The organism is Streptococcus sp. 27098_8_51 (assembly GCF_041432205.1).
Classification (GTDB): Bacteria; Bacillota; Bacilli; order Lactobacillales; family Streptococcaceae; genus Streptococcus.
Window position 1 is genome coordinate 1 of record NZ_JAPVZE010000008.1, and the last position, 22,025, is coordinate 22,025.

Genomic DNA, 22,025 nt, shown 5'->3' on the forward strand with positions numbered 1-22,025 from the left:
ACCGCTTCGTAGAGACTAAGAAACTTCCAAACGGGGACACAGAGCACGTTTATGAGAAGGTTAAGACTAGTCATAAGGATAAGGAAGGCAATGAAATTCCAGGTTATCCAACCGAAGACGGTGAACAACCTAAGAAAGACATTCCAGGTTACCGCTTCGTAGAGACTAAGAAACTTCCAAACGGTGACACAGAACACGTTTATGAGAAGGTTAAGACTAGTCACAAGGATAAGGAAGGTAATGAAATTCCAGGTTATCCAACCGAAGACGGCCAACAACCTAAGAAAGATATCCCAGGTTACCGCTTCGTAGAGACCAAGAAACTTCCAAACGGCGACACTGAACATGTCTACGAAAAAGTTGTTACTACCCCTCAACAAAAACCGATTGAGCAATCTCCAGCTACTAAAGCAACCAAAGAATTACCTAATACTGGTACGGAAGATCATTCGGCTTTGGCAGCTCTAGGAGTACTTGGTTTGATGAGCGGATTTGGACTTGTGTCTCGCAAGAAAAAAGAAGACTAACTCTATACAAGAAATTCTAAGTAGTATCCATTAGTTTCTTAAACAAAAAACCAACTAATCATTAGATTAGTTGGTTTTTGTCTATTCTCGATTTTTCCAAGCTTGGTAGCGGGTGTCAATCAAGAGTTGGGTTAATCGTCCCATGGTTTCTTTTTCTTCGGGAGTGAGGGATTGAGCTTGGACAAAGAGATGGTGAATGTGTTCAATGACCTTGAAGGAAGAAAGATCATTGATAGAGGAGATGCCTGCATCAAGAATGATTCCAAAAAAGAGGTCAAAGTAGAGCTGCAGTTCCGTATCAGGAACTGTTTCAACCCATTCCTTGAAGGTAGTATCAACTTGCTGGCTGTCACTATTGGTCTCGTCTAGTTGGGCAAAGTGTTTGTCTTCAATCTGCCAACTAAAGGTGTCATGCTGGGCAAGACCGCCTAAGGCAGTGCTTCGAACGACGATTTTTTTATCCGGAATTTCCAGCATCATCCCGATGATAGAACCTTGTGGGACAAATACTTTTGTTCTTTCCATCATGTTTTGATAGCCAGGTGTTTCGGTTAGTTCCTTGTGAAGCCCAGGCGCATCAAAAGTATAGACAGAGATAATGTTTTTCTGCAAGTTTGGATCAAGTTGACTGGCAGCATAGACAGCTAGATTGCCCCCTTTTGAGTGTCCTGCTAGGACCACCTTTTGGTTAGGATGTTGAGCAAAGAAGTCCTGTAAATACTGGAGGGCATGTTTTTGAGCTGGAATTTCCTTCATATAGGTCATATGGAAATCTTCTTTCCAACCAATGATACTGTCATCAGTTCCACGAAAAACAAGCAAATAGGTATCGAGACTGATACGATAAGTCATAGCCGCAAACTGTTTTTGCAATTCAAGATCAATATCGTTGATAAAGTCTGAGAGCTTGCAATTTTTAAAGCGTTTGTGTTGAGCGAGCTGATCTAACAACTGGAGACGGTTTTTATTGGTCAGCATAGTCGTGTCTCTAGGGATTTGAGATGCAAGATCTATGAGACGCTTTGGTTCTTGGGTGACTACATCATCGAAAGATAGGTAGGTTAATTCAGTCAAGGCAAGAACATCTAACTCATTCATGGGGAGATCATAAAAGGAATCGTATGCTACATCATTTAAGTAGTCAAAAATATTGGCCATAAAAGCTCCTTTCTCTATGTTTATCCTATCACATTTACCTAGAATTAGCTAGTAGGCTTGTTTGAATGACCTAGTAGGGTTTAATTGAAATACATAGAAGATAGATTGCTCCTATTTCAAACCTCTAAACGAGCTTACTTGTATGTTTTTGCTATCAATCCCATTTTCCTTTAAAAAATTCTTCATCTCATTTACATCATCAGGCTGTCCTGTGATAAGATAGCTAGCTTGATTGCCGTATTCATCAATAGCACGTTTTAAAAATTCTTGACTTTGAGAAAGTTCCTCGCTAGTTTTATAAGTAAAATTCGATGTTTTTTGAGCCAGTTCTTTCATCTCATTATCGAAAATAGTAACTCCTTTATCAAAATGGTTGAGAATAATCGGACATTTACCAGCCCATTCTTTGATAAGGGGACGTAGAGCAGAAATGCCGACATCAGATGCAAAACAAACTAGTGGTTTATTCGTATCTTTAACAGTCAAAGAGGAATCCAACCAACTCATCTCAATCTCACTGCCAGCCGGTAAATGTGTCAAGGTGTTCTTAAAGTTGCTACCACTATTATGAGTCAAAATGAGAATTTCATCTTCATCAGGTGTGGAGGCAATGGTTAGCCATCGACTGGTTTGCTCTCCCTTAGCTTCATATTTTTTAGCAGTAGACGAGGTATCAGGGAGTGTAAACTTAGCATAAGCCCCAGCTTTCCAGATTTGATGACTCGGTTTTGTGATATGAATTAAATATAGATCTCCGCTGGGGTTTTCGATGGATTTTATCGATAATGTCTGGCTTCGTCCAAGATAAGCGATGGCACCCCAAGTTATAATACATAGCGCTCCAAGTGTTGATAGAATGATAATAAACATTTTTTTACCTCTTTTCATTTTTTATAACTCCTGTTCTTAATTTTATGAATGAACTAAAAAATAATTCATTCATATCTTTTTAAAAAATAAAGAAATCCATTCTTTATTTTAGAACTCCTTTAATGAAGTTGGTTGCAAGTATTTCGACAGTTTTGCCAATTTCTGGAAAATCTTTTTCCGTGATATGCATATCCATGTAGTAAAACAGATTATAAACCTGTAAAATATCTTGAATTTTTTCTGGCGAATATCCTTCAGACTGCATACGATTTGTAAAAGTTTTAACTAGAAACTGATGAAAAGGATTTGCGACTTTGCCTTCTTCCGAGGAATAGTAGCTGTGTAACTCATCAGCGATGGCAGGATTGTACCATTCTGCAAGGATTTTATTGGAAGAAACGAGAGTTCTGGACTGAGCAAATAGTTGACCAATGAGGTCGATCATGTCAATTTCCCAATCCAGTTCTTTGATCATAGCTTGGCGAACACGGTTGTTTTCATCTATATAGATGTCTAGAAAAATGGCTTCTTTACTCTCGTAATAGTTATAAAAAGAACCAACTGCAACACCAGCTTGCCTAGCAATTTCTGAAATACCTGTTGCCTTGTACCCTTTTTTCGAAAAAACTTCATAGGCTGCTGTCTTTAAAGATTGTTTTTTGTCCAATAGGATTTAACCTCCTTTGTTTTATGAATGAATAAATTTGTTTATTCATTCATATTCTAACAAATCATGGCTAGCTTGTCAATAAGAAGGATGAATAAATTGGTTTAAAGCAATTACATTTATAAACAGAAGAGTTACATAAGCTTACAAGGCATTTACTTTGATAAGATTACTCATTTTAAATCTATTCCTTAAGTAAAAGAAACACGGACTAAATAAGCACAAAAAAGGGAAATATAGGATAAGGCTGGAACTATAGTTAAAAATAAGGTATGATATCAGTGGGAATGTTCTCTATTTAGCATCTGTTTTCTGATCTGAATTTGGGAAATAGGCTGCTAAACAGTATGAGATACTGATCCGTAAATCTGATATGAAGGGTTTTGATACTTTGAGAAATAACAAAGGAGGAGCGCATGCACAAGATTTTACTAGTAGAAGATGACCAAGTTATTCGGCAACAAGTGGGGAAACTGCTCTCTGAGTGGGGCTTTGAGGTCGTTTTGGTAGAAGATTTTATGGAAGTATTGAGTCTTTTTGTTCAGTCAGAACCTCATTTGGTGCTCATGGATATTGGTCTGCCTCTTTTTAATGGTTACCACTGGTGCCAGGAGATTCGTAAGATTTCTAAGGTGCCCATCATGTTTCTCTCTTCGAGAGATCAAGCGATGGATATCGTCATGGCGATCAATATGGGGGCAGATGACTTTGTGACCAAGCCTTTTGACCAGCAGGTGCTCCTTGCCAAGGTTCAGGGCTTGTTGCGCCGTTCCTATGAGTTTGGCCGAGATGAAAGTCTGCTGGAGTATGCGGGTGTGATCCTCAATACCAAGTCTATGGACCTGCACTATCAGGGGGAAGTCCTGAGTTTGACCAAGAATGAATTTCAAATTTTGCGGGTCTTGTTTGAACATGCTGGCAATATCGTGGCGCGTGATGACCTGATGCGGGAACTCTGGAATAGCGACTTTTTCATTGATGACAATACCTTGTCTGTCAACGTTGCTCGCTTGCGTAAAAAGTTGGAGGAGCAAGGTTTAACAGGGTTTATCGAAACCAAGAAAGGGATAGGATACGGACTGAAACATGCTTGATTGGAAATCATTTTTTCTAGCCTATCTGCGTTCTCGCAGTCGCATCTTTGTCTATATTTTTTCATTAGGCTTTCTTGTCCTTCTCTTTCAGTTTTTATTTGCTAGTCTAGGAACTTATTTTCTTTATTTCTTTCTGCTCAGTAGTTTTGTGACCTTCCTATTTTTGGCTTGGGATATTTTTGCAGAAGCTCAGGTTTACCGGCAGGAAGTACTCTATGCTGAGAGAGATCCCAAGTCTCCTCTGGAATGTGCGCTAGCAGAAAAGCTCGAAGAGCGTGAGTCTGAATTGTATCAAAAGAAGTCGGAAGCGCAGAGCAAGTTGACGGATTTGCTTGACTACTACACCTTGTGGGTTCACCAAATCAAGACCCCCATTGCAGCGAGTCGTCTCTTGGTAGCAGAAGTCTCTGATCGTGAGGCCAAGCAGCAACTGGAACAGGAAATCTTTAAGATTGACTCCTATACCAATCTGGTACTGCAGTATCTTCGTTTGGAAAGCTTCCACGATGACTTAGTATTTGAAAAGATTCAAGTGGAGGATCTGGTGAAGGAAGTGGTTCGTAAGTATGCCCTTTTCTTTATCCAAAAAGGACTGGCGCTCAATCTCCATGACCTTGACAAAATCATCGTGACCGATAAGAAGTGGTTGTTGGTCGTCATTGAACAAATCCTCTCAAACAGTCTCAAGTACACCAAGGAAGGTGGGTTAGAGATCTATATGGAAGGCCAGGAGCTCTGTATCAAGGATACGGGAATCGGGATAAAAAATAGTGATGTTCTCCGAGTCTTTGAACGTGGCTTTTCAGGTTACAATGGCCGTCTAACCCAGCAGTCATCTGGACTTGGACTTTACCTATCTAAGAAAATTTCTGAAGAGCTGGGCCACCAGATTCGCATCGAGTCTGAGGTCGGAAAAGGAACAACCGTACGGATTAAATTCGCTGAAGTGAAGCTCGTTATTGAGTAAACATAGATGAGGAAAAGCCTCCGATTGGAGGCTTTTATGCTAGGTTTTTATTTTTCAACACGTGATTTGTTGGCGATATCAGCAAGGATAGCTTGAACAAAGTCATCAACTGAGACAGTTTGTGTTTCTTTTTGGCCGTAGCGACGAACGTTGACGGTTCCGTCTTCCATTTCCTTGTCACCAACGATCAATTGGTAAGGAATCTTGCTAGTTTGTGAAGCACGGATCTTGAACTGCATTTTTTCATTGCGCTCATCGACATCTGCACGGACACCGCGGTCACGGAGTTTCTTAGCCACTTCCCATGCGTAGTCCACGTGTTTTTCGTTAGATACTGGGATGAGGGTTACTTGGTGTGGTGCAAGCCATGTTGGGAAGGCACCTTTGTAGTTCTCAATCAAGATAGCTGTGAAGCGTTCCATGGTTGAAATAACACCACGGTGAATCATAACTGGACGGTGTTCTTCCCCGTCAGCTCCGATATATTTGAGGTCGAAACGTTCTGGAAGCAAGAAGTCAAGCTGGATAGTCGAAAGGGTTTCTTCTTTTCCAAGGGCAGTCTTAACTTGGATATCCAATTTTGGTCCGTAGAAGGCTGCTTCGCCTTCAGCTTCAAAGTAGTCCACACCCATTTCATCAAGGGCTGCACGAAGCATGGTTTGGGCATTTTCCCACATCTCATCGTTGTCAAAGTACTTGTGAGTATCTTGAGGGTCACGAAGAGAGAGACGGAAGCGGTATTCAGTCAAGTTGAAGTCTTCATAAACATCGATAATCAACTGAAGAGCACGTTGGAATTCTTCTTGGATTTGTTCTGGAGTAACAAAGAGGTGACCGTCGTTGAGTGACATCTCACGCACACGTTGAAGACCTGTGAGGGCACCAGATTTCTCATAGCGGTGCATCATCCCGATTTCGGCGATACGGATTGGCAATTCGCGGTAAGAGTGAACATGGTGTTTGAAGACTTGGATGTGGTGTGGGCAGTTCATTGGACGAAGGACAAATTCTTCCCCGTCACCCATGTCCATGGTTGGGAACATGTCTTCTTGGTAATGATCCCAGTGACCAGAAGTCTTGTAAAGCTCCACAGAAGCAAGTGGTGGAGTGTAAACGTGTTGGTAGCCAGAAGCCAACTCTTTGTCGACGATGTAGCGTTCCAATTCACGACGGATAGTCGCACCGTTTGGCAACCAGAATGGAAGTCCTTGACCAACTTCTTGAGAAATCATGAAGAGGTCAAGCTCTTTACCAAGTTTACGGTGGTCACGTTCTTTAGCTTCTTCACGCATTTGAAGGTAGTTTTTCAAGTCTTTCTTGTCAAACCAAGCTGTACCGTAGATCCGTTGCATCATCGCGTTGTCGCTATTTCCACGCCAGTAAGCACCTGCTACATGAAGAAGGTGGAAGATTTGGATACGGCCTGTTGATGGGACGTGAGGTCCACGGCAAAGGTCCACGTATTCTCCCTGACGGTAGATAGTCAAACCACCTTCATCTTCTGAGTGTTCTTCAATCAATTCCAACTTGTAAGGGTCGTTCTTGAAGATTTCACGTGCTTCGTCTTTCGTCACTTCCTCACGAATAGATGGGAAGTTTTCTTTGACGATCTTCTTCATTTCTTCTTCGATACGAGGAAGGTCTTCGTTGGAGATTTGACCAGCTTGATTGTCCGTATCGTAGTAGAAGCCATCTTCGATAGCTGGACCAACCCCCAAGTGAATGTCTGGGAAGAGGCGACGAGCTGCTTGGGCGAACAAGTGGGCAGCTGAGTGACGCAAGATTGGAAGGGCATCTTCGTGATCAGGTGTCACGATTTCGATGCTTCCATCTTCAGTGATAGCACGAGTCGTGTCGATGAGTTTGCCGTTGAATTTACCAGCCAAGGCTTTTTTAGCGAGGGAATTGCTGATAGATTGGGCAATTTCAAAAGTAGTAACGCCAGATTCGAATTCACGAACAGCGCCATCTGGGAAAGTAATCTTAATCATGGTTTTCTCCTTAAATATTTCTTCTATTTTTGTTGGACAATTTTAAGAGCCGAGCAACTTCTTCCGCAGTCTGATTCTCTGATTGACTGCCATCTGTTATGAGGCTAGGATAGCCTAATCTCACCGCTTCCTTACGCACCATTTGAGCAAAAAGAATGTCTCGTTGCATCCAGTTTTCAAAAGCTTGCTCAGGGTTGGTTGTACCCTCTAAGACATAAGGAACCCATTCTCTCTGTATATAATGCTTTTTTTGAAAATCAGCTATCGGAGTCAAGCAAAGATAGGATGATGCTTGACATTCGAGCTCCTTTACCAAGTGAGGCAAAAGTCCAGCTCCCTCCACCAAGAGAGGTCTGTTCTGATTTTTTATCAAGTAAGATTTTACATAAGGAAAAATCTCTTCATAAAAGCGCCATTCTTCATCTGCCATCTCTTCTGGATTTCTCATCCAGATTTGTTCTGGATTTCTATCCTGCCTAAGAAGGCAAATCGGCTGTGAGTCTGCACTTGCTTGACTCATCATCTCTTCTACCAAATCATCCAGTTTGATATGAAGTAGTTGATACTGTCTAGCAAGAAGTGAGGCAATTGTTGACTTTCCACTACAAGGCGATCCGCCAATCATATAAAGCATCGTTCTTCCTCCTTCTGACAAAACAAAAAACGACATCCTCAAAAGGACGTCGCAACGTGGTTCCACCTTCATTTATGTTCCTCAAAAAAGAGGGACACCTCTGATTGGCTTTAACGTAGCCACCGTTTTATGTTTGCATAAAAGTCAGTAGAGTAGTATCAGTTTAGGCTTTCTATGCGTTTTCAGCAACCACGCACTCTCTAGTAGAAAGGGACTAAGTGACTTGTCTCTATGCATTATTATAGCATGATTGCGAGAATTTTCAAGGTTTTTGTATAATTTTTTTGTTTTTCGCTCTCTGGAAGAGATGCTTGATACCCACACCAGAAACCAACCCAAGTAGGGCAAAGAGTTCATAGGCTAGGAAGTAAAGCAGGATGAACTCACCAAAGGTGATGATAGTAAAGCAATAGAGCAGACCAATGCTGAGTAGCCACCAAAGTGAGAAATGAAATCGATAGCTATAAAGTAGCGATACGATAAAGGTTACCAGAGGTGAAAAGAGGATGATGTTGTAAATGTACAGTCCCTTCAGTGTATATGGGTCAGAGATGAGTAGAGAGAGGAGCTCATAGAGTGGCCAGTAAAAAAAGAAAGTAACAAGGTAGTATGGGATATACTTAAGATAATTCCGCATGGCAATAGTCCTCCAATCTGGAAAAAAATGAGAGATATTGTAGACCACATAATCCTAAATGAAGGGGAAATCTCTACTTATATTATAGCACGATTTGGAGGCTCTTACAATTTAATCCAGTGATCGGTGATAGTGATCTTTTCGAGTGTTTTCTGTTATAATACTAACAAAAGAAGTAAAAGGGTAAGGAGAAAGAATGACCAAAATAGCAGTTCTTTCAGATATACATGGAAATACGACAGCTTTGGAAGCTGTACTGGCTGATGCTAAAGCGGCAGAGGTAGACCAATACTGGCTTTTAGGGGATATTCTGATGCCAGGAACAGGACGTAGAAGGATCTTGGACCTCTTAGCTAGCTTGCCTATTACAGTAAGAGTTCTGGGAAATTGGGAGAATAGTCTCTGGCGAGGTCTGCATCGCAAGTTAGACCCTACAAAAGCGAGCCATCGTTATCTCCTGCGTCAAAGTCAGTACATCTTAGAGGAGGTCAGCCCTGAAGAAATCGAAGACCTCAATAATCAACCCATGCAAGTTCATCGTCAGTTTGGTGATTTGATGGTGGGAATCACACACCATCTCCCTGATAAAAACTGGGGTAGAGAGTTGATTCATACGGGAAAGCAAGAAGATTTTGATAGATTGGTGACGAATCCACACGCCTCTATCGCAGTATATGGCCATATTCATCAACAGTTGCTTCGTTACGGAAGTGATGGACAGTTGATTCTTAATCCAGGTTCCATTGGACAACCTTTCTTTCTAGATGCGAAGTTGCGTAAGGACCTGCGGGCCCAGTATATGATCTTAGAGTTTGATGAAGCAGGTTTGTCTGATGTTGATTTTCGTCGAGTGGATTATGATGTGGAAGCTGAATTGCAGTTGGCTAAGGATTTGAAGCTCCCCTATTTTCAGGTCTACTATGAAAGTTTGGTAAATGGGATTCACCATACTCATAATCACGAATTGTTAGGTCAGATTAGTGAACAAGAAGGTTATGACCAGGATGTTGAACTCTGGATGGAAAGAGAAAAGAAAGATTGGTTTTAAGAGGATTTCTAGCTAGAAATAAGATAGTCTAGTGACTGCTGTTTTGCGATAAGTCGAACTGGATACGAATTGACGGCTTCTCAAATTTATGTTAGAATAACGGAATATAACTAATTTGAATCTCATACTAATTGATATTCAAAATAAGAGGAGACAGATAATGAAACCAGAAGAGTTACACGCTATTGCCTCGGAGTTGGGCTTGCAATTTGACGAAGATTCGCGTAGTATTTATGGCACGCAGTCAGGCTATTTATTATTCCTGCAAGAAACTGACGTGAAAAACCAGTTTCGACTTTGTGTCAGTGTGAGTTTGAATGGCAATCCTGCGGATTCAGAAGAAAATGAATTGGTTTGGGATGAGTTTAAGAGTGAATCTCTTCCAAACTTGTCGACCTTGTCTATCAACCAGTACCTTGTTTCTTTTGTCGTAAAAGGTGCCATGCGCAAATCAAAAACAATTGAAAAGTTACAGACGCTCATAACAGATCTCGTTGCCTTCCTTGAAACCCATCATTTCGTCCAAGTGTGTGCCTACAGCGGTCAGGAGGGCCCCGTTGGTCTCTATCAATTAGGTGATTCAATTTTCCTTATCAACGAGGAAAGCTATCAATTGCTGAAGAGCAATCTTCAGATTGAGGTAGATTCTTATCAAAATCAAAAGGAAAATGTTCTTCTTGGAGCAGTTGGTGCCTTGCTGGGAGCCTTGATTGGTGGAGCAGTTGCTCTATTTATCGCTCGTCTAGGTTATGTAGCTATGGTAGCGGGTATTGTTCTGGGGATTTGTACCATTAAAGGATATGAAATCCTTGGAAGAAAGGTATCTCGAAAGGGGATTGTGATTTCCTCTATTTGGATGGTGATTACTGTCTTTCTAGTGAATCAAATTGATTTGGCGATGGAAGTCGTTGCTAAACTAGGGGTTGAGTTTGCCTTTGCTTTCCGAGTGGTGAATCAATTAATCTTTAGCGGTGATTTTCCAGATAACTATTTTTATAATCTAGCTATGTTAGCTGTGTTTACCTTAGTTGGTGCTGGGGTGTCTATCAGCTCGGTTTGGTCAAGTCATAAAACAAAAGGGATTGTCCGTAAAATTGCATAAAGAAATAAGTCTTTGTATGTCCTCCGCTGTTCTGGGTACCAAGAGGGATACAGGACTTTTTGCATTGAGAAGATAATCATTCGTTAATATTTGACAGGATAAGCAAAAAAGGTATAATGTTTATACGGGAAAAGATGAATAAAATATCAATGAAAGGAGAAGAAGATGCAAATTTCAAGCCGATTTACAATTGCGACTCATATGATGATTATTATTGCAATGCAGGATACAGATAGTAAGGTAACCAGCGATTTTCTTGCGGCCAGTGTCGGAGTCAATCCAGTCATTATCCGTAAGACTTTATCGCAACTCAAAAAAGCTGGATTGATTTCAGTTGCTCGTGGTACGGGAGGAACTGAGATAATAAAAGACCTTCAGGATATCAGTTTGTTGGATGTCTACCAAGCTGTGGAGTGTTTAGGAAAATCCGGTAAGCTCTTTAGTTTCCATGACAATCCAAATCCTAATTGCCCAATTGGTGCTAATATCCATGCAGTCTTGGACCAAAAGTTGTTCGATGTTCAAGCAGCTATGGAGAACCAACTTCGTCAGACAAGTCTGGCTCAGGTTGTAGCAGATGCTCAGAATAAACTCTCTAAGTAAGAGGACTAAGGTTCTCTTTTTCTATTGCTATAATTATGGTACAATGTAGTCATCAAAGGAGGAGACTATGTACTTTATCACAGGATTTTTTGTCTTACTTTTTCTCGTTTCGTTTTTAAGGGACAATCGCAGTCTCTGGAATCCAGCTCTCTTGCTTTTGTCTCTGCTCTTTTCTTATATGTCCATTGCCAATCTTTTTTACGAAGCTGGGCAGAAAGAAGTGCACATGGTTTTCTTTGCAGGGATTTTTCTCCTGCTGCCTCTTTTAGTTTTTCTAAGTGGTTTTTTCCTTATTTATAATGGATTTGTGTTATTGAAAAAAGAAGGAAAATCCAAGGCAAATTATTTGTCTCTAGGATTAGGGTGCGTGATTCTATTCTTTTTTGTAATCATGGCGATTCGAGTGAGCGATACTAAGGGCTTGTTCTATACCAATCATCTAGTGAATATTATCTTTTTCTTTTTGATTTATTCGTATTTGATTTTTGGTTTTGCTTTTGCAGGATTTCTGCTTTATTCTATTCTGTATCTTTTTATTCCCAAGAAAAAATATTATGATTTTATCATCATTCACGGAGCAGGCTTATTGAATGGAGAAAAAGTGACTCCCTTACTGAAGAGTCGCATTGACAAGGCAGTAGAAGCTTATCACCAGTCTCTCAATCCCAATGTTAAAATCATCGCAAGTGGTGGTCAAGGTGGAGATGAAAAGATATCCGAAGCTCAGGCGATTTGTAATTATTTGCTGGAAGAGACGGATGTTCCGAGAGAAGCGATTCTCCTAGAGGAAGACTCAACGACGACCTATGAGAATCTTCTCTTCTCAAAAGAAATGGGAGAGAAGCTGGTGGCCAGTCCACGTTTTCTCTTTGTGACCAATGATTACCATGTTTTTCGTACCAGTACCTATGCTCGCCGTATTGGGATGAAGGGAGATGGCCTTGGTTGCCGTACAGCCGCCTACTATATCCCATCGGCCTTTATCAGAGAATACATTGCTCTATGTGTGAAGATGAGATGGCTTTTTCTCGCCTTCTATATTTTATTAATTTTAGCTCTGATTTTCTCCTATAGAGGTGTTCTATGGTAATATGTAAAATTCATATTGTAATTCTTGTTAGAATCTCTAAAAAATCTTGTAGTAACCCTAAGGGAAAAATTGTCACTAGTAATGAAAGAGCAGGGTAAGTGATTGTGAGTGCGGTTTTTGGAGCGGTTTTATGATTGTTCGTCAATCAATTGAACAATTTCTAACCTAGTTGCAGATTTTCAGAGAGAGTCAAAAATAGGCAACTGAATATGAGTAGACTAGAATTTTACAGTCAACGACAAATAAAAATGTGAACAGCAACAGAGGTTCACATTTTCTTTTTGGTCTATGGCAAAATGGCTTTTAGTTCCTTCAGGATAGTTTGCAAGGTTACGATCGCTTGTTCTCCTTGTTGTGGTTGATAGAGTAGTTGGAAGTACTTGCGAATAGTTTCTTCAAATTGCATAGGGAGGAGTGTACAATTGGTCTTTGCGTACTCCAACATTCGTTTTTCACCAGGATGGATTTGCTCATTGAGCGCAAATAACAAGTCAAAGTAGGAAGCAAAAAACTCACTCGTACGATGATTCATACTGAGAAGATCTTGGCGCTTGATAGCTTTTTCTATTTGGTGAGAGAAGGCAGGCATGGCTTGTTCTAGCAAAAGGAGTTGCCTTTCGATGATATGCTTTTTGAGTTCCTGTGGATAGGGAATCTGGTAAGTCTTTTGGAGAGAAGCATAGTGTCCATTCGGGTCGTATAAAATCTTGCTGTGGAGTAGATTATGCCACATGCAAGTTGTATAAGCATTTTGAGCTTTGTGTTGAAAAACGGTTGAGTTCAATTCCTGTTCAAACGACTCCAGCGAACGATAAATCAACTCGATTTCGATACCGTTGTTTAGTGCGCAGTCATCTTCTAATTCCCAAAACTGATTTCCAATTTCCATACAGGAGCAGTATTTACTCAAAATTTTGAGGCGAGTCGCCTCATCAATTGAAGAGTTGAGATAGACATAAACGTCATAGTCAGAATTTTGATCATAGTTTTGTCCTGCACGAGAGCCACCAAGAGCGATAGCTTCTACTTGTTCCAGTTGAGAGAATTCTTTGCAAAGTTCGTGGATCATGATTTTTCTCCTTGCTTTATGGTTTTAAAGTCATTTTACCAAAAAGTAAAACGTTTGCATAGCATTGAGTTGCTCTTTTTCATTTATAGAAAAAAATGTGAACCCTTGTTTTGAATTCACATTTCTTTTTTATTCTGCGGCTTGTTGCCAACGTTTTGCTAGCTTATGAGACAGGCTAGAAATGGCAAAGTTAAAGATAAAGTAAATCAAGGCAATCAGGATATAAAGACTGAAGACCTGCTCTGGTTCGAAATAGCGTCCCATGAGAATTTGGCTGGCGCCAAAGAGTTCTTGTAGAGCGATTACAGAGTAGAGAAGACTGGTATCCTTGATTACAGTTACAAACTGAGAAATGATAGCTGGCAGCATTTTGCGGATAGCTTGTGGGAGAATGATGTAGTAAAGGATTTGCGCAGAGGTGAATCCTTGCGACATTCCTGCTTCATACTGCCCCTTGTCTACGGCATTAAGACCGCCCCGGATAATCTCAGCCAAGGCTGCTGAGGTAAAGAGGGTAAAGGCAGTGATACCTGCTGGTGTGGACTTCATCTTAAACACCAAAAAGATGGTGAAAATCCAGAGTAGGTTGGGAACGTTACGTACAAATTCGATATAAATGCTGGAGATGATCCGTAAGACAGGATTTTTCCCATTTCTCATGACGGCTAGCACTGTTCCGATAAGGGTCGAGAGGACGATAGCAATCAGAGAAATGTAGAGGGTCAAGCCAAATCCTTTAAAGATAAAGATTAGGTTATCTGGGGTCAAAACTTCTAAAATAGATTCCATAGTAACCTCCTAAAGTGAATAGGCTTTTTTGTTGGCTTGCTCCATCTTGCGACCAAACTGGGCAACAGGGAAGCATAGGGCAAAGTAGAGAAGAGCAGCACCTAAAAAGGCTGGGATATAGTTTCCGTTGAGAGCCGACCAAGACTTAGTCACAAACATCAAGTCTACTCCAGAGATGATAGCTACGGTAGAGGTGTTCTTGATGAGGTTAACGATTTGGTTGGTCAAAGGTGGGAGAATGATACGGAAGGCCTGAGGCAAGATAATCAAGCGCATGGCACTGATATAGGTAAAACCTTGCGACAAGGCGGCCTCCATTTGACCGCTAGGAATAGACTGAATCCCTGAACGAATAACCTCAGCGATATAAGCGCCGTGATAGAGTCCCACGCAGAGTACAGCTGTCCAATAAATCGGAATCATGATGGTGTGGTCACTGATAAGAGGTAAACCATAAAAGACGATGACAAACTGCACCAAGAGGGGAGTGTTTTGATAAAATTCGACAAAGATACGAGCCAAAATCCTTAAAATTTGATGTTTGCTAGTTGATAGGACTCCAAAGAAGATGCCCAAAACCATGGCGAGGATAAAGGATCCAACCGCTAGGGCAAGGGTGAAGAGGAAACCATTGAAAAATTGTCCAAAATCCTGAAAATAGGCTGTCCAAGATGATAAATCTGTCATGGGGTGTCCTCCTTAATCTACGGTATGGCTAGATGGTTTGAGTTTGTAACGGTCATAGAGTTTCTGTAAACTACCATCCTTGGTCCATTTAGTGACCAAGCTATCAAGATAGTCGTTTAGCTCGGTATTTGATTTTTTGGTGACGATACCGTAGTCAGATGGCTTGAAACTATCATCTAGTAGTTCTGTCCGTTTGCTGATGTAGCCGGACAGGATAGAGCGGTCCACGGAAAAGGCATCAATACGGTGAGCGTGAAGGGAAGTAATCAATTCTGGGTAGGAACCAAGTTCGACGAATTTAAAGGTTAGACCTTTCTTTTTGCCCAGTTCAGTAATCAGGCGTTGGGTGATGGAACCTTGGGCAACTCCGATCGTTTTACCGTTTAGGTCCTCAATGCTTTTGATGTTGGCGGATTTATTGACCAAAAAACCAGAAGAATCCGTGTAGTAGGGACTGGTGAAGTTGTATAATTTTTTACGTTCATCTGTGATGGTGAAGGTCGCGATATCCATATCGACCTGTTCGTTATCTAGTAGTGGACCACGGGTTTGAGCGGTAACAGGAACGTAGCGAATCTTGACCTTGAGTTCGTCTGCAATCATCTTGGCAAGGTCCGTTTCGATACCAGAATAAGTCCCTGTCTTGGGATCCTTGTAGCCAAAATTGGGAACATCTTGTTTGACACCGACAACTAGTTCGCCTCTTTTTTGAATGTCTGCGACGCTGGTATCGGCTTGGGCTGGTTTGGCAGCAGCAAGGCTGAAAAGGCTAATCAATAATGCGGATAAAAAGAATTTCTTTTTCATAGGCGCCTCCTTATTTGACTTTGTCACTTTCGTGGTTGATAATTTTGCTGAGGAATTGTTGGGCACGAGGTTCGCTTGGGTTGTCAAAAAAGTCATCGACATCTGTCGTATCCACCAAAACTTCTCCGTCTGCCATAAAGATGATGCGGTCCGCAACCTCTCGAGCAAAGCCCATTTCGTGGGTAACGATGATCATATTCATCCCGTCATGTGCTAGTTTCTGCATAACTGCTAGAACATCTCCGATAGTCTCAGGATCAAGAGCAGATGTTGGCTCATCAAAGAGGAGGAGTTCTGGATGCATGGCAAGACCACGAGCGATGGCGATCCGCTGTTTTTGTCCACCAGATAGCATGGCCGGATAAGAATCTTTCTTGTCCCACATATTTACAAATTCCAGATATTTTTGGGCTGTTTTTTCAGCTTCTTTTTTATCAATCCCTAGAACTTTTATAGGCGCAAGTGTCACGTTTTCTAACACTGTTTTGTGTGGATAAAGATTAAAATGTTGAAAAACCATGCCGACTTCCTTACGAAGAGGAACTAAATCTTTCTGACTAGCACCTACTATTTGGTGTCCATTGACCAGGAGACTTCCTTTGTCAACAGCCTCCAAACCATTGATCGTACGGATAAGAGTGGACTTCCCAGAGCCAGAAGGTCCAAGCAGGACAACAACTTGTCCTTTTTCAAAACGGAGATTGATGTCGCGGAGTGCGTGGTAGTCTCCGTAATATTTTTCGACGTTTTTAAATTCTACTAAAGCCATGAGAGATCTCCTTTGTGTTAGATTTTATAACATGATTCTACAACAAAAGAATGTTCTTGTCAAATCATATCTGAAAAAAATTCACTAAAATGTTATAAAAAAGCAATCTGGATAGAGAAAATGCCTAAATCATGTTATAATGAAACGATAGAATTCTTAGAAAGAGTGGATGTTTTTTTGATAACTCCTACTTATGAATGGCAGTTTGCCCCGCAGGTTGAAGATGCGGATTTTACAAAGATAGCCAAGAAGGCTGGGCTGGGTCCCGAGGTGGCACGGTTATTATTTGAAAGAGGGATTCAGGATGAAGAAAGTCTAAAGAAGTTTTTAGAACCTTCTTTAGAGGACTTACATGACCCCTATCTGCTCCATGATATGGACAAGGCAGTAGAACGGATTCGTCAGGCCATTGAAGAAGGGGAAAACATTCTCATCTATGGAGACTACGATGCGGATGGTATGACTTCAGCTTCGATTGTGAAGGAAAGTTTGGAACAGCTTGGTGCTGAGTGCCGTGTTTACCTACCCAATCGTTTTACCGATGGCTATGGTCCCAATGCCAGTGTTTATAAATACTTTATCGAGCAAGAGGGTATTTCCTTGATTGTGACAGTGGATAATGGAGTTGCTGGTCACGAAGCCATTGAATTGGCCCAGTCTATGGGAGTGGATGTCATTGTGACCGACCACCATTCCATGCCTGAAACCCTTCCTGATGCCTTTGCCATTGTTCACCCTGAGCATCCAGATGCGGACTATCCCTTCAAACAGTTGGCTGGTTGTGGAGTGGCTTTCAAGCTAGCTTGCGCTCTTTTAGAAGAAGTGCAAGTGGAATTGCTTGATTTGGTCGCTATCGGTACCATTGCCGATATGGTGAGCTTGACAGATGAAAACCGTATCATGGTTCAATATGGTCTGGAAATGCTGGGGCATACTCAGCGTATTGGTCTACAAGAAATGCTAGACATGGCTGGGATTGCTGCGAATGAAGTGACAGAAGAAACGGTTGGCTTTCAGATTGCTCCTCGTTTAAATGCTTTAGGCCGCTTGGATGATCCCAATCCAGCCATTGATTTGTTGACTGGGTTTGACGACGAGGAAGCGCATGAGATTGCCCTCATGATTCATCAGAAAAACGAAGAGCGTAAGGAAGTCGTCCAGTCAATCTATGAAGAAGCTAAGACCATGGTGGATCCTGAGAAGAAGGTCCAGGTCTTGGCAAAGGAAGGCTGGAATCCTGGCGTTCTGGGTATCGTTGCTGGTCGTTTGTTGGAAGAACTAGGGCAGACAGTCATCGTTCTTAATATAGAAGAAGGTCGTGCCAAGGGTAGTGCTCGTAGTATAGAAGCAGTCGATATTTTTGAAGCTCTAGATCCCCATCGGGACCTCTTTATCGCCTTTGGTGGCCATGCTGGTGCAGCAGGAATGACGCTGGAAGTTGAGAAACTTTCAGATTTATCTCAGGTTTTGGAAGATTATATCCGTGAAAAAGGCGCAGATGCTAGTGGTAAGAACAAGTTAAATCTAGATGAAGAGCTAGACTTGGAGACGCTTAGCTTGGAAACGGTCAAAAGCTTTGAACGCTTGGCACCTTTTGGAATGGATAATCAGAAACCTGTCTTTTATATCAAGGATTTTTATGTCGAAAGTGCCCGTACCATGGGAGCAGGCAATGCCCACCTCAAACTAAAAATTTCCAAGGGTGAGGCGAGTTTTGAAGTGGTGGCCTTCGGACAAGGTAGATGGGCGACAGAATTTTCTCAAACCAAGAATCTAGAGTTGGCAGTCACCTTGTCTGTCAATCAATGGAATGGCCAAACTGCTCTCCAGTTAATGATGGTGGATGCGCGTGTGGAGGGTGTTCAACTCTTTAACATTCGTGGGAAGAATGCAGTCTTGCCAGAGGGAATTCCAGTCTTGGATTTCTCTGGAGAGGTGCCAGATTTAGCGAATAGTGAAGCGGTTGTTGTGAAAACTATTCCTGAGGATATTACCTTGCTGAAGGCCATTTTTCAGGAACAACATTTCTCTGCTGTCTATTTCAAAAATGACATCGATAAGGCCTACTATCTGACAGGTTACGGCACTAGAGAACAGTTTGCCAAATTGTACAAGACTATTTACCAGTTCCCAGAGTTTGATATTCGCTACAAGCTGAAAGAATTGGCGGCTTATCTCAATATCCAACAAATCTTGCTGGTCAAGATGATCCAAGTATTTGAAGAGCTAGGTTTTGTGACGATCAAAGATGGTGTCATGACAGTCAATAAAGAAGCGCCGAAAAGGGAGATTTCTGAAAGTCATATTTACCAAAATCTCAAACAAACTGTAAAAAATCAAGAAATGATGGCGCTGGGTACCGTGCAAGAAATGTATGATTTTTTAATGGAGTAATAGATGGAAAGGGACTGAGATGACCTATCTCGGCCTCTTTTTTTGGATAAATGCTTGCTGTGGGAGTGGTTGATTAGATAGTCTTTTGGATGGTTTGCTGATGTAAAGATTGGGGAAATGATTCATTTTCTATTCTCTTCTATCACTTTATACGATGTCTGCTTTTAAACCTTATGTAGTAAAAGTATAAATTTTTGTAACATGACTAAAATATAACTCTAAACTAACTGACATGTAAATCAAGTATGATTTTCTTATCAAGAAAATATAAGGGGAATCTAGTTATGAAAAAAGCAGTTACGAAACTGACTCTTGGTTTGACTTCTACCGCTATTTTAGCTACAGTTGGGGCTCAAACTGTTCATGCCAACTCTTACGTTGTCCAAGATGGTGATTCATTTTATGCCATTGCAACTGCAAACGGAATGGATCCGCATGAGTTGGCAGCTTTGAATGGAAAAACCATCTTTGACACTATCCACCCAGGCGATGTATTGGAAGTGAGTGGTTCCGCTCAGCCTAGCTCTACCTACAGTGCTCCAGCTAGCACTGCGAATGTGGTATCAGATACAGAAGATGTTGTTGAAAAGACTCCGACAAACTATGGAAACTCTTATCCTGTTGGTCAGTGTACATGGGGTGTGAAAGAATTGGCGCCTTGGGCTAGCAACTGGTGGGGAAATGCCAACACGTGGGCAATCTACGCGAGTGCTCAAGGTTATAAGACAGGAAGTGTTCCAGTAGTAGGAGCAATCGCCGTTTGGGATGGTGGTGAATATGGACATGTTGCTTATGTAACAGATGTTCAAAGTGAAAACTCTATCCAGGTATTGGAAGCAAACTACAGACGTCAAAAGCAGATTGCAAATTACCGTGGCTTCTTTAATCCTCATGAATTTTTAGGTAACGTCACTTATATCTATCCAAACTAAAGATGATAAAAAGATTTAGAATTTCTAAGTCTTTTTTCTTTTTGAAGAAATTTCCTATCGTTAAGCTCCATCTTAGTGGCTAATTGCTGAAAAATTTTTAGATTTTGAAGCGAACAGGAAATTCTCGCTTTTAGATGCAGATAAACCATGTCTTTGTAGAAAATAGTTCTCAAGTCGAGAGGTAAAAGCAAGTTTTTTGAACTAAAAGAAAAATTTAGAGTTCGAGAAAGGTATCTGAAATCAAATTGATTCAGAAAATCCGTATTTTTGATGGTACAATCGTTCTATTATCTTCGATGAAGCCTCCAAAAGAGAAGTCAAAGTAAAAGAATTCGATTCACAGTAGTGACTAATCTCTAGTTAAAAACCCATCTTCGTTTTGAAAATAATCAAAAAAATGGTATAATGGTAGGAAAAGATTCGGCTGAAAGTTTGAGAACTTTTAGAATAAGAGGGTGAATTCGCCCTATAATCAAGATAAATGAAGTTTCGGAGGGAAAATGAGTAATATTAGTTTAACAACACTAGGTGGTGTACGAGAAAATGGGAAAAATATGTACATCGCTGAAATCGATGGTTCTATTTTTGTTTTGGATGCTGGGCTTAAATACCCTGAAAATGAACAACTAGGGGTTGATGTCGTCATTCCAAATATGGACTACCTTTTTGAAAATAGCGATCGTATCGCAGGGGTCTTTTTGACCCACGGACATGCGGATGCCATTGGTGCCCTGCCTTATCTTTTGGCAGAGGCTAAGGTGCCTGTGTTTGGTTCTGAGTTGACCATTGAGTTGGCCAAACTCTTTGTCAAAGGAAATGATACGGTTAAGAAATTCAATGACTTCCATGTGATTGATGAAGATACAGAGATCGACTTTGGAGGGACTGTGGTTTCCTTCTTCCGTACAACTCACTCTATCCCAGAAAGTTTGGGAATAGTCCTGAAAACAACTGAAGGTAGTATTGTTTACACAGGGGACTTCAAGTTTGACCAGACAGCTAGTGAATCCTATGCGACGGATTTTGCTCGTTTGGCAGAAATCGGTCGTGATGGTGTCTTGGCGCTCCTCAGTGATTCAGCCAATGCTGATAGCAATATCCAGGTGGCGAGCGAGAGTGAAGTTGGGGATGAAATTACCCAGACCATTGCAGACTGGGAAGGTCGTATCATCGTTGCCGCAGTTGCCAGCAACCTTTCTCGTATCCAGCAGGTTTTTGATGCTGCAGCAGATACAGGTCGCAGAGTTGTTTTGACTGGATTTGATATTGAAAATATCGTCCGCACTGCGATTCGTCTCAAAAAATTATCTCTAGCCAACGAAAGTCTCTTGATTAAACCTAAAGAAATGTCTCGTTTTGAAGACCATGAGTTGATTATCCTTGAGACGGGCCGTATGGGTGAGCCTATTAATGGACTTCGTAAGATGTCCATCGGTCGCCACCGCTATGTGGAAATCAAAGACGGAGACTTAGTTTATATCGTAACGACTCCATCTATCGCCAAAGAAGCTGTCATGGCGCGTGTTGAAAACATGATCTACCAAGCTGGTGGTGTGGTGAAACTCATCACCCAAAGCTTGCGAGTATCCGGACACGGGAATGCGCGTGATTTGCAGTTGATGATCAATCTTCTGCAACCAAACTACCTCTTCCCTATCCAAGGGGAGTACCGTGAGTTGGATGCGCATGCCAAGGCTGCCATGGCAGTTGGGATGTTGCCGGAACGCATTTTCATCCCTAAAAAGGGAACGACCATGTCTTATGAACATGGAGATTTTGTTCCAGCTGGAGCAGTTTCTGCAGGGGATGTCTTGATTGACGGAAATGCCATCGGGGATGTTGGAAATGTCGTCCTTCGTGACCGTAAGGTCTTGTCAGAAGATGGAATCTTTATCGTGGCAATCACTGTCAACCGTCGTGAGAAAAAAATTGTGGCCAAGGCCCGTGTTCATACGCGTGGGTTTGTTTACCTCAAGAAGAGCCGCGATATTCTCCGTGAAAGTTCAGAATTGATTAACCAAACGGTAGAAGATTATCTTCAAGGTGATGACTTTGACTGGGCAGATCTCAAAGGCAAGGTTCGTGACAATCTGACCAAGTACCTCTTTGATCAAACCAAGCGTCGTCCAGCAATCTTGCCAGTCGTGATGGAAGCAAAATAATAAGCAGAATACCTACAGAAAAAGTCGA

At 41.4% G+C, this 22,025-nt stretch carries 21 protein-coding genes; 10 read left to right on the top strand and 11 right to left on the bottom strand.

Going from position 1 to position 22,025, the window contains the following annotated elements:
* A partial coding sequence (locus O3622_RS06205; protein WP_371607218.1) for an LPXTG cell wall anchor domain-containing protein occupies positions 1–527 on the top strand: 527 nt, incomplete at its 5' end.
* Between the two features lie 81 nt (positions 528–608).
* Here O3622_RS06205 and O3622_RS06210 read toward each other — a convergent pair.
* From O3622_RS06210 to O3622_RS06220, 3 genes are all read right to left on the bottom strand, one after another.
* Positions 609–1,685, bottom strand: coding sequence for a DUF2974 domain-containing protein (locus tag O3622_RS06210; protein ID WP_371607219.1), 1,077 nt, complete (start codon positions 1,683–1,685; stop codon positions 609–611).
* A 111-nt stretch (positions 1,686–1,796) separates the two neighbouring features.
* Positions 1,797–2,573 (bottom strand): ferredoxin reductase, encoded by a 777-nt coding sequence (locus tag O3622_RS06215; RefSeq protein WP_371607220.1) that lies wholly within the window; start codon positions 2,571–2,573, stop codon positions 1,797–1,799.
* 85 nt (positions 2,574–2,658) lie between these two features.
* Entirely contained in the window at positions 2,659–3,228 is a 570-nt protein-coding gene (locus O3622_RS06220; protein ID WP_371607230.1) for a TetR/AcrR family transcriptional regulator, read from the bottom strand.
* Between the two features lie 410 nt (positions 3,229–3,638).
* On the opposite strand from O3622_RS06220, the gene O3622_RS06225 reads away from it, so the two are divergent.
* Entirely contained in the window at positions 3,639–4,316 is a 678-nt protein-coding gene (locus O3622_RS06225; protein WP_268711490.1) for a response regulator transcription factor, read from the top strand.
* Positions 4,309–5,283 carry a sensor histidine kinase gene (locus O3622_RS06230; protein ID WP_371607221.1) on the top strand — a complete coding sequence of 325 codons (975 nt, stop codon included), beginning with the start codon at positions 4,309–4,311 and terminating at the stop codon, positions 5,281–5,283. Before O3622_RS06225 ends, O3622_RS06230 begins: the two co-directional genes overlap by 8 nt.
* Positions 5,284–5,330: 47 nt before the next feature.
* Here O3622_RS06230 and thrS read toward each other — a convergent pair whose 3' ends face one another.
* The 3 genes from thrS to O3622_RS06245 form a co-directional block, all read right to left on the bottom strand.
* Positions 5,331–7,274, bottom strand: coding sequence for a threonine--tRNA ligase (gene thrS, locus O3622_RS06235; protein WP_070569184.1), 1,944 nt, complete (start codon positions 7,272–7,274; stop codon positions 5,331–5,333).
* Positions 7,275–7,284: 10 nt separating this feature from the next.
* On the bottom strand, positions 7,285–7,908 hold the full coding sequence (locus tag O3622_RS06240) for an AAA family ATPase (RefSeq protein ID WP_371607222.1): 624 nt from the start codon (positions 7,906–7,908) through the stop codon (positions 7,285–7,287).
* A 262-nt stretch (positions 7,909–8,170) separates the two neighbouring features.
* On the bottom strand, positions 8,171–8,545 hold the full coding sequence (locus tag O3622_RS06245) for a hypothetical protein (protein ID WP_042768522.1): 375 nt from the start codon (positions 8,543–8,545) through the stop codon (positions 8,171–8,173).
* Positions 8,546–8,741: 196 nt separating this feature from the next.
* Here O3622_RS06245 and O3622_RS06250 point away from each other — a divergent pair, with 196 nt between their 5' ends.
* From O3622_RS06250 to O3622_RS06265, 4 genes are all read left to right on the top strand, one after another.
* Positions 8,742–9,593, top strand: a complete 852-nt coding sequence (locus tag O3622_RS06250) for a metallophosphoesterase (protein ID WP_371607223.1) — start codon at positions 8,742–8,744, stop codon at positions 9,591–9,593.
* 160 nt (positions 9,594–9,753) lie between these two features.
* The gene (locus tag O3622_RS06255; RefSeq protein WP_000801524.1) at positions 9,754–10,695 is read left to right on the top strand and encodes a hypothetical protein; all 942 of its coding nucleotides are present in this window, start codon (positions 9,754–9,756) and stop codon (positions 10,693–10,695) included.
* 165 nt (positions 10,696–10,860) lie between these two features.
* Positions 10,861–11,298, top strand: a complete 438-nt coding sequence (locus O3622_RS06260) for an Rrf2 family transcriptional regulator (RefSeq protein ID WP_049490302.1) — start codon at positions 10,861–10,863, stop codon at positions 11,296–11,298.
* 67 nt (positions 11,299–11,365) lie between these two features.
* Positions 11,366–12,388: a YdcF family protein gene (locus O3622_RS06265; protein WP_042902759.1), complete on the top strand. Its 1,023-nt coding sequence runs from the start codon at positions 11,366–11,368 to the stop codon at positions 12,386–12,388.
* Between the two features lie 286 nt (positions 12,389–12,674).
* Here O3622_RS06265 and O3622_RS06270 read toward each other — a convergent pair whose 3' ends face one another.
* The 5 genes from O3622_RS06270 to O3622_RS06290 all read right to left on the bottom strand — a co-directional run bounded on the left by O3622_RS06270 (position 12,675) and on the right by O3622_RS06290 (position 16,509).
* Positions 12,675–13,457 (bottom strand): DUF4037 domain-containing protein, encoded by a 783-nt coding sequence (locus O3622_RS06270; protein ID WP_371607224.1) that lies wholly within the window; start codon positions 13,455–13,457, stop codon positions 12,675–12,677.
* Between the two features lie 129 nt (positions 13,458–13,586).
* Complete coding sequence (locus O3622_RS06275) at positions 13,587–14,246, bottom strand: amino acid ABC transporter permease (RefSeq protein ID WP_033605968.1); 660 nt, start codon at positions 14,244–14,246, stop codon at positions 13,587–13,589.
* 9 nt (positions 14,247–14,255) lie between these two features.
* Positions 14,256–14,933, bottom strand: a complete 678-nt coding sequence (locus O3622_RS06280; protein ID WP_000131164.1) for an amino acid ABC transporter permease — start codon at positions 14,931–14,933, stop codon at positions 14,256–14,258.
* A gap of 12 nt (positions 14,934–14,945) precedes the next feature.
* A complete protein-coding gene (locus tag O3622_RS06285; RefSeq protein ID WP_000726183.1) occupies positions 14,946–15,740 on the bottom strand; it encodes a transporter substrate-binding domain-containing protein in 795 nt (264 codons plus the stop codon).
* A 10-nt stretch (positions 15,741–15,750) separates the two neighbouring features.
* On the bottom strand, positions 15,751–16,509 hold the full coding sequence (locus O3622_RS06290; protein WP_065371643.1) for an amino acid ABC transporter ATP-binding protein: 759 nt from the start codon (positions 16,507–16,509) through the stop codon (positions 15,751–15,753).
* 177 nt (positions 16,510–16,686) lie between these two features.
* Here O3622_RS06290 and recJ point away from each other — a divergent pair, with 177 nt between their 5' ends.
* The 3 genes from recJ to O3622_RS06305 all read left to right on the top strand — a co-directional run bounded on the left by recJ (position 16,687) and on the right by O3622_RS06305 (position 21,997).
* The gene (recJ, locus tag O3622_RS06295; protein ID WP_371607231.1) at positions 16,687–18,903 is read left to right on the top strand and encodes a single-stranded-DNA-specific exonuclease RecJ; all 2,217 of its coding nucleotides are present in this window, start codon (positions 16,687–16,689) and stop codon (positions 18,901–18,903) included.
* 284 nt (positions 18,904–19,187) lie between these two features.
* Entirely contained in the window at positions 19,188–19,835 is a 648-nt protein-coding gene (locus O3622_RS06300; protein ID WP_084857042.1) for a CHAP domain-containing protein, read from the top strand.
* A 500-nt stretch (positions 19,836–20,335) separates the two neighbouring features.
* Positions 20,336–21,997: a ribonuclease J gene (locus O3622_RS06305; protein ID WP_247929512.1), complete on the top strand. Its 1,662-nt coding sequence runs from the start codon at positions 20,336–20,338 to the stop codon at positions 21,995–21,997.
* The last annotated feature ends 28 nt before the right edge of the window (positions 21,998–22,025 follow it).

Excerpts from the sequence above, each read along its gene's own strand:
- O3622_RS06210 (WP_371607219.1), bottom strand. The coding sequence starts at position 1,685 with ATGGCCAATATTTTTGACTACTTAAATGATGTAGCATACGATTCCTTT.
- O3622_RS06215 (WP_371607220.1), bottom strand. The coding sequence starts at position 2,573 with ATGAAAAGAGGTAAAAAAATGTTTATTATCATTCTATCAACACTTGGA.
- O3622_RS06225 (WP_268711490.1), top strand. The coding sequence starts at position 3,639 with ATGCACAAGATTTTACTAGTAGAAGATGACCAAGTTATTCGGCAACAA.
- O3622_RS06230 (WP_371607221.1), top strand. The coding sequence starts at position 4,309 with ATGCTTGATTGGAAATCATTTTTTCTAGCCTATCTGCGTTCTCGCAGT.
- thrS (WP_070569184.1), bottom strand. The coding sequence starts at position 7,274 with ATGATTAAGATTACTTTCCCAGATGGCGCTGTTCGTGAATTCGAATCT.
- O3622_RS06240 (WP_371607222.1), bottom strand. The coding sequence starts at position 7,908 with ATGCTTTATATGATTGGCGGATCGCCTTGTAGTGGAAAGTCAACAATT.
- O3622_RS06245 (WP_042768522.1), bottom strand. The coding sequence starts at position 8,545 with ATGCGGAATTATCTTAAGTATATCCCATACTACCTTGTTACTTTCTTT.
- O3622_RS06250 (WP_371607223.1), top strand. The coding sequence starts at position 8,742 with ATGACCAAAATAGCAGTTCTTTCAGATATACATGGAAATACGACAGCT.
- O3622_RS06255 (WP_000801524.1), top strand. The coding sequence starts at position 9,754 with ATGAAACCAGAAGAGTTACACGCTATTGCCTCGGAGTTGGGCTTGCAA.
- O3622_RS06260 (WP_049490302.1), top strand. The coding sequence starts at position 10,861 with ATGCAAATTTCAAGCCGATTTACAATTGCGACTCATATGATGATTATT.
- O3622_RS06265 (WP_042902759.1), top strand. The coding sequence starts at position 11,366 with ATGTACTTTATCACAGGATTTTTTGTCTTACTTTTTCTCGTTTCGTTT.
- O3622_RS06270 (WP_371607224.1), bottom strand. The coding sequence starts at position 13,457 with ATGATCCACGAACTTTGCAAAGAATTCTCTCAACTGGAACAAGTAGAA.
- O3622_RS06275 (WP_033605968.1), bottom strand. The coding sequence starts at position 14,246 with ATGGAATCTATTTTAGAAGTTTTGACCCCAGATAACCTAATCTTTATC.
- O3622_RS06280 (WP_000131164.1), bottom strand. The coding sequence starts at position 14,933 with ATGACAGATTTATCATCTTGGACAGCCTATTTTCAGGATTTTGGACAA.
- O3622_RS06285 (WP_000726183.1), bottom strand. The coding sequence starts at position 15,740 with ATGAAAAAGAAATTCTTTTTATCCGCATTATTGATTAGCCTTTTCAGC.
- O3622_RS06290 (WP_065371643.1), bottom strand. The coding sequence starts at position 16,509 with ATGGCTTTAGTAGAATTTAAAAACGTCGAAAAATATTACGGAGACTAC.
- O3622_RS06300 (WP_084857042.1), top strand. The coding sequence starts at position 19,188 with ATGAAAAAAGCAGTTACGAAACTGACTCTTGGTTTGACTTCTACCGCT.
- O3622_RS06305 (WP_247929512.1), top strand. The coding sequence starts at position 20,336 with ATGAGTAATATTAGTTTAACAACACTAGGTGGTGTACGAGAAAATGGG.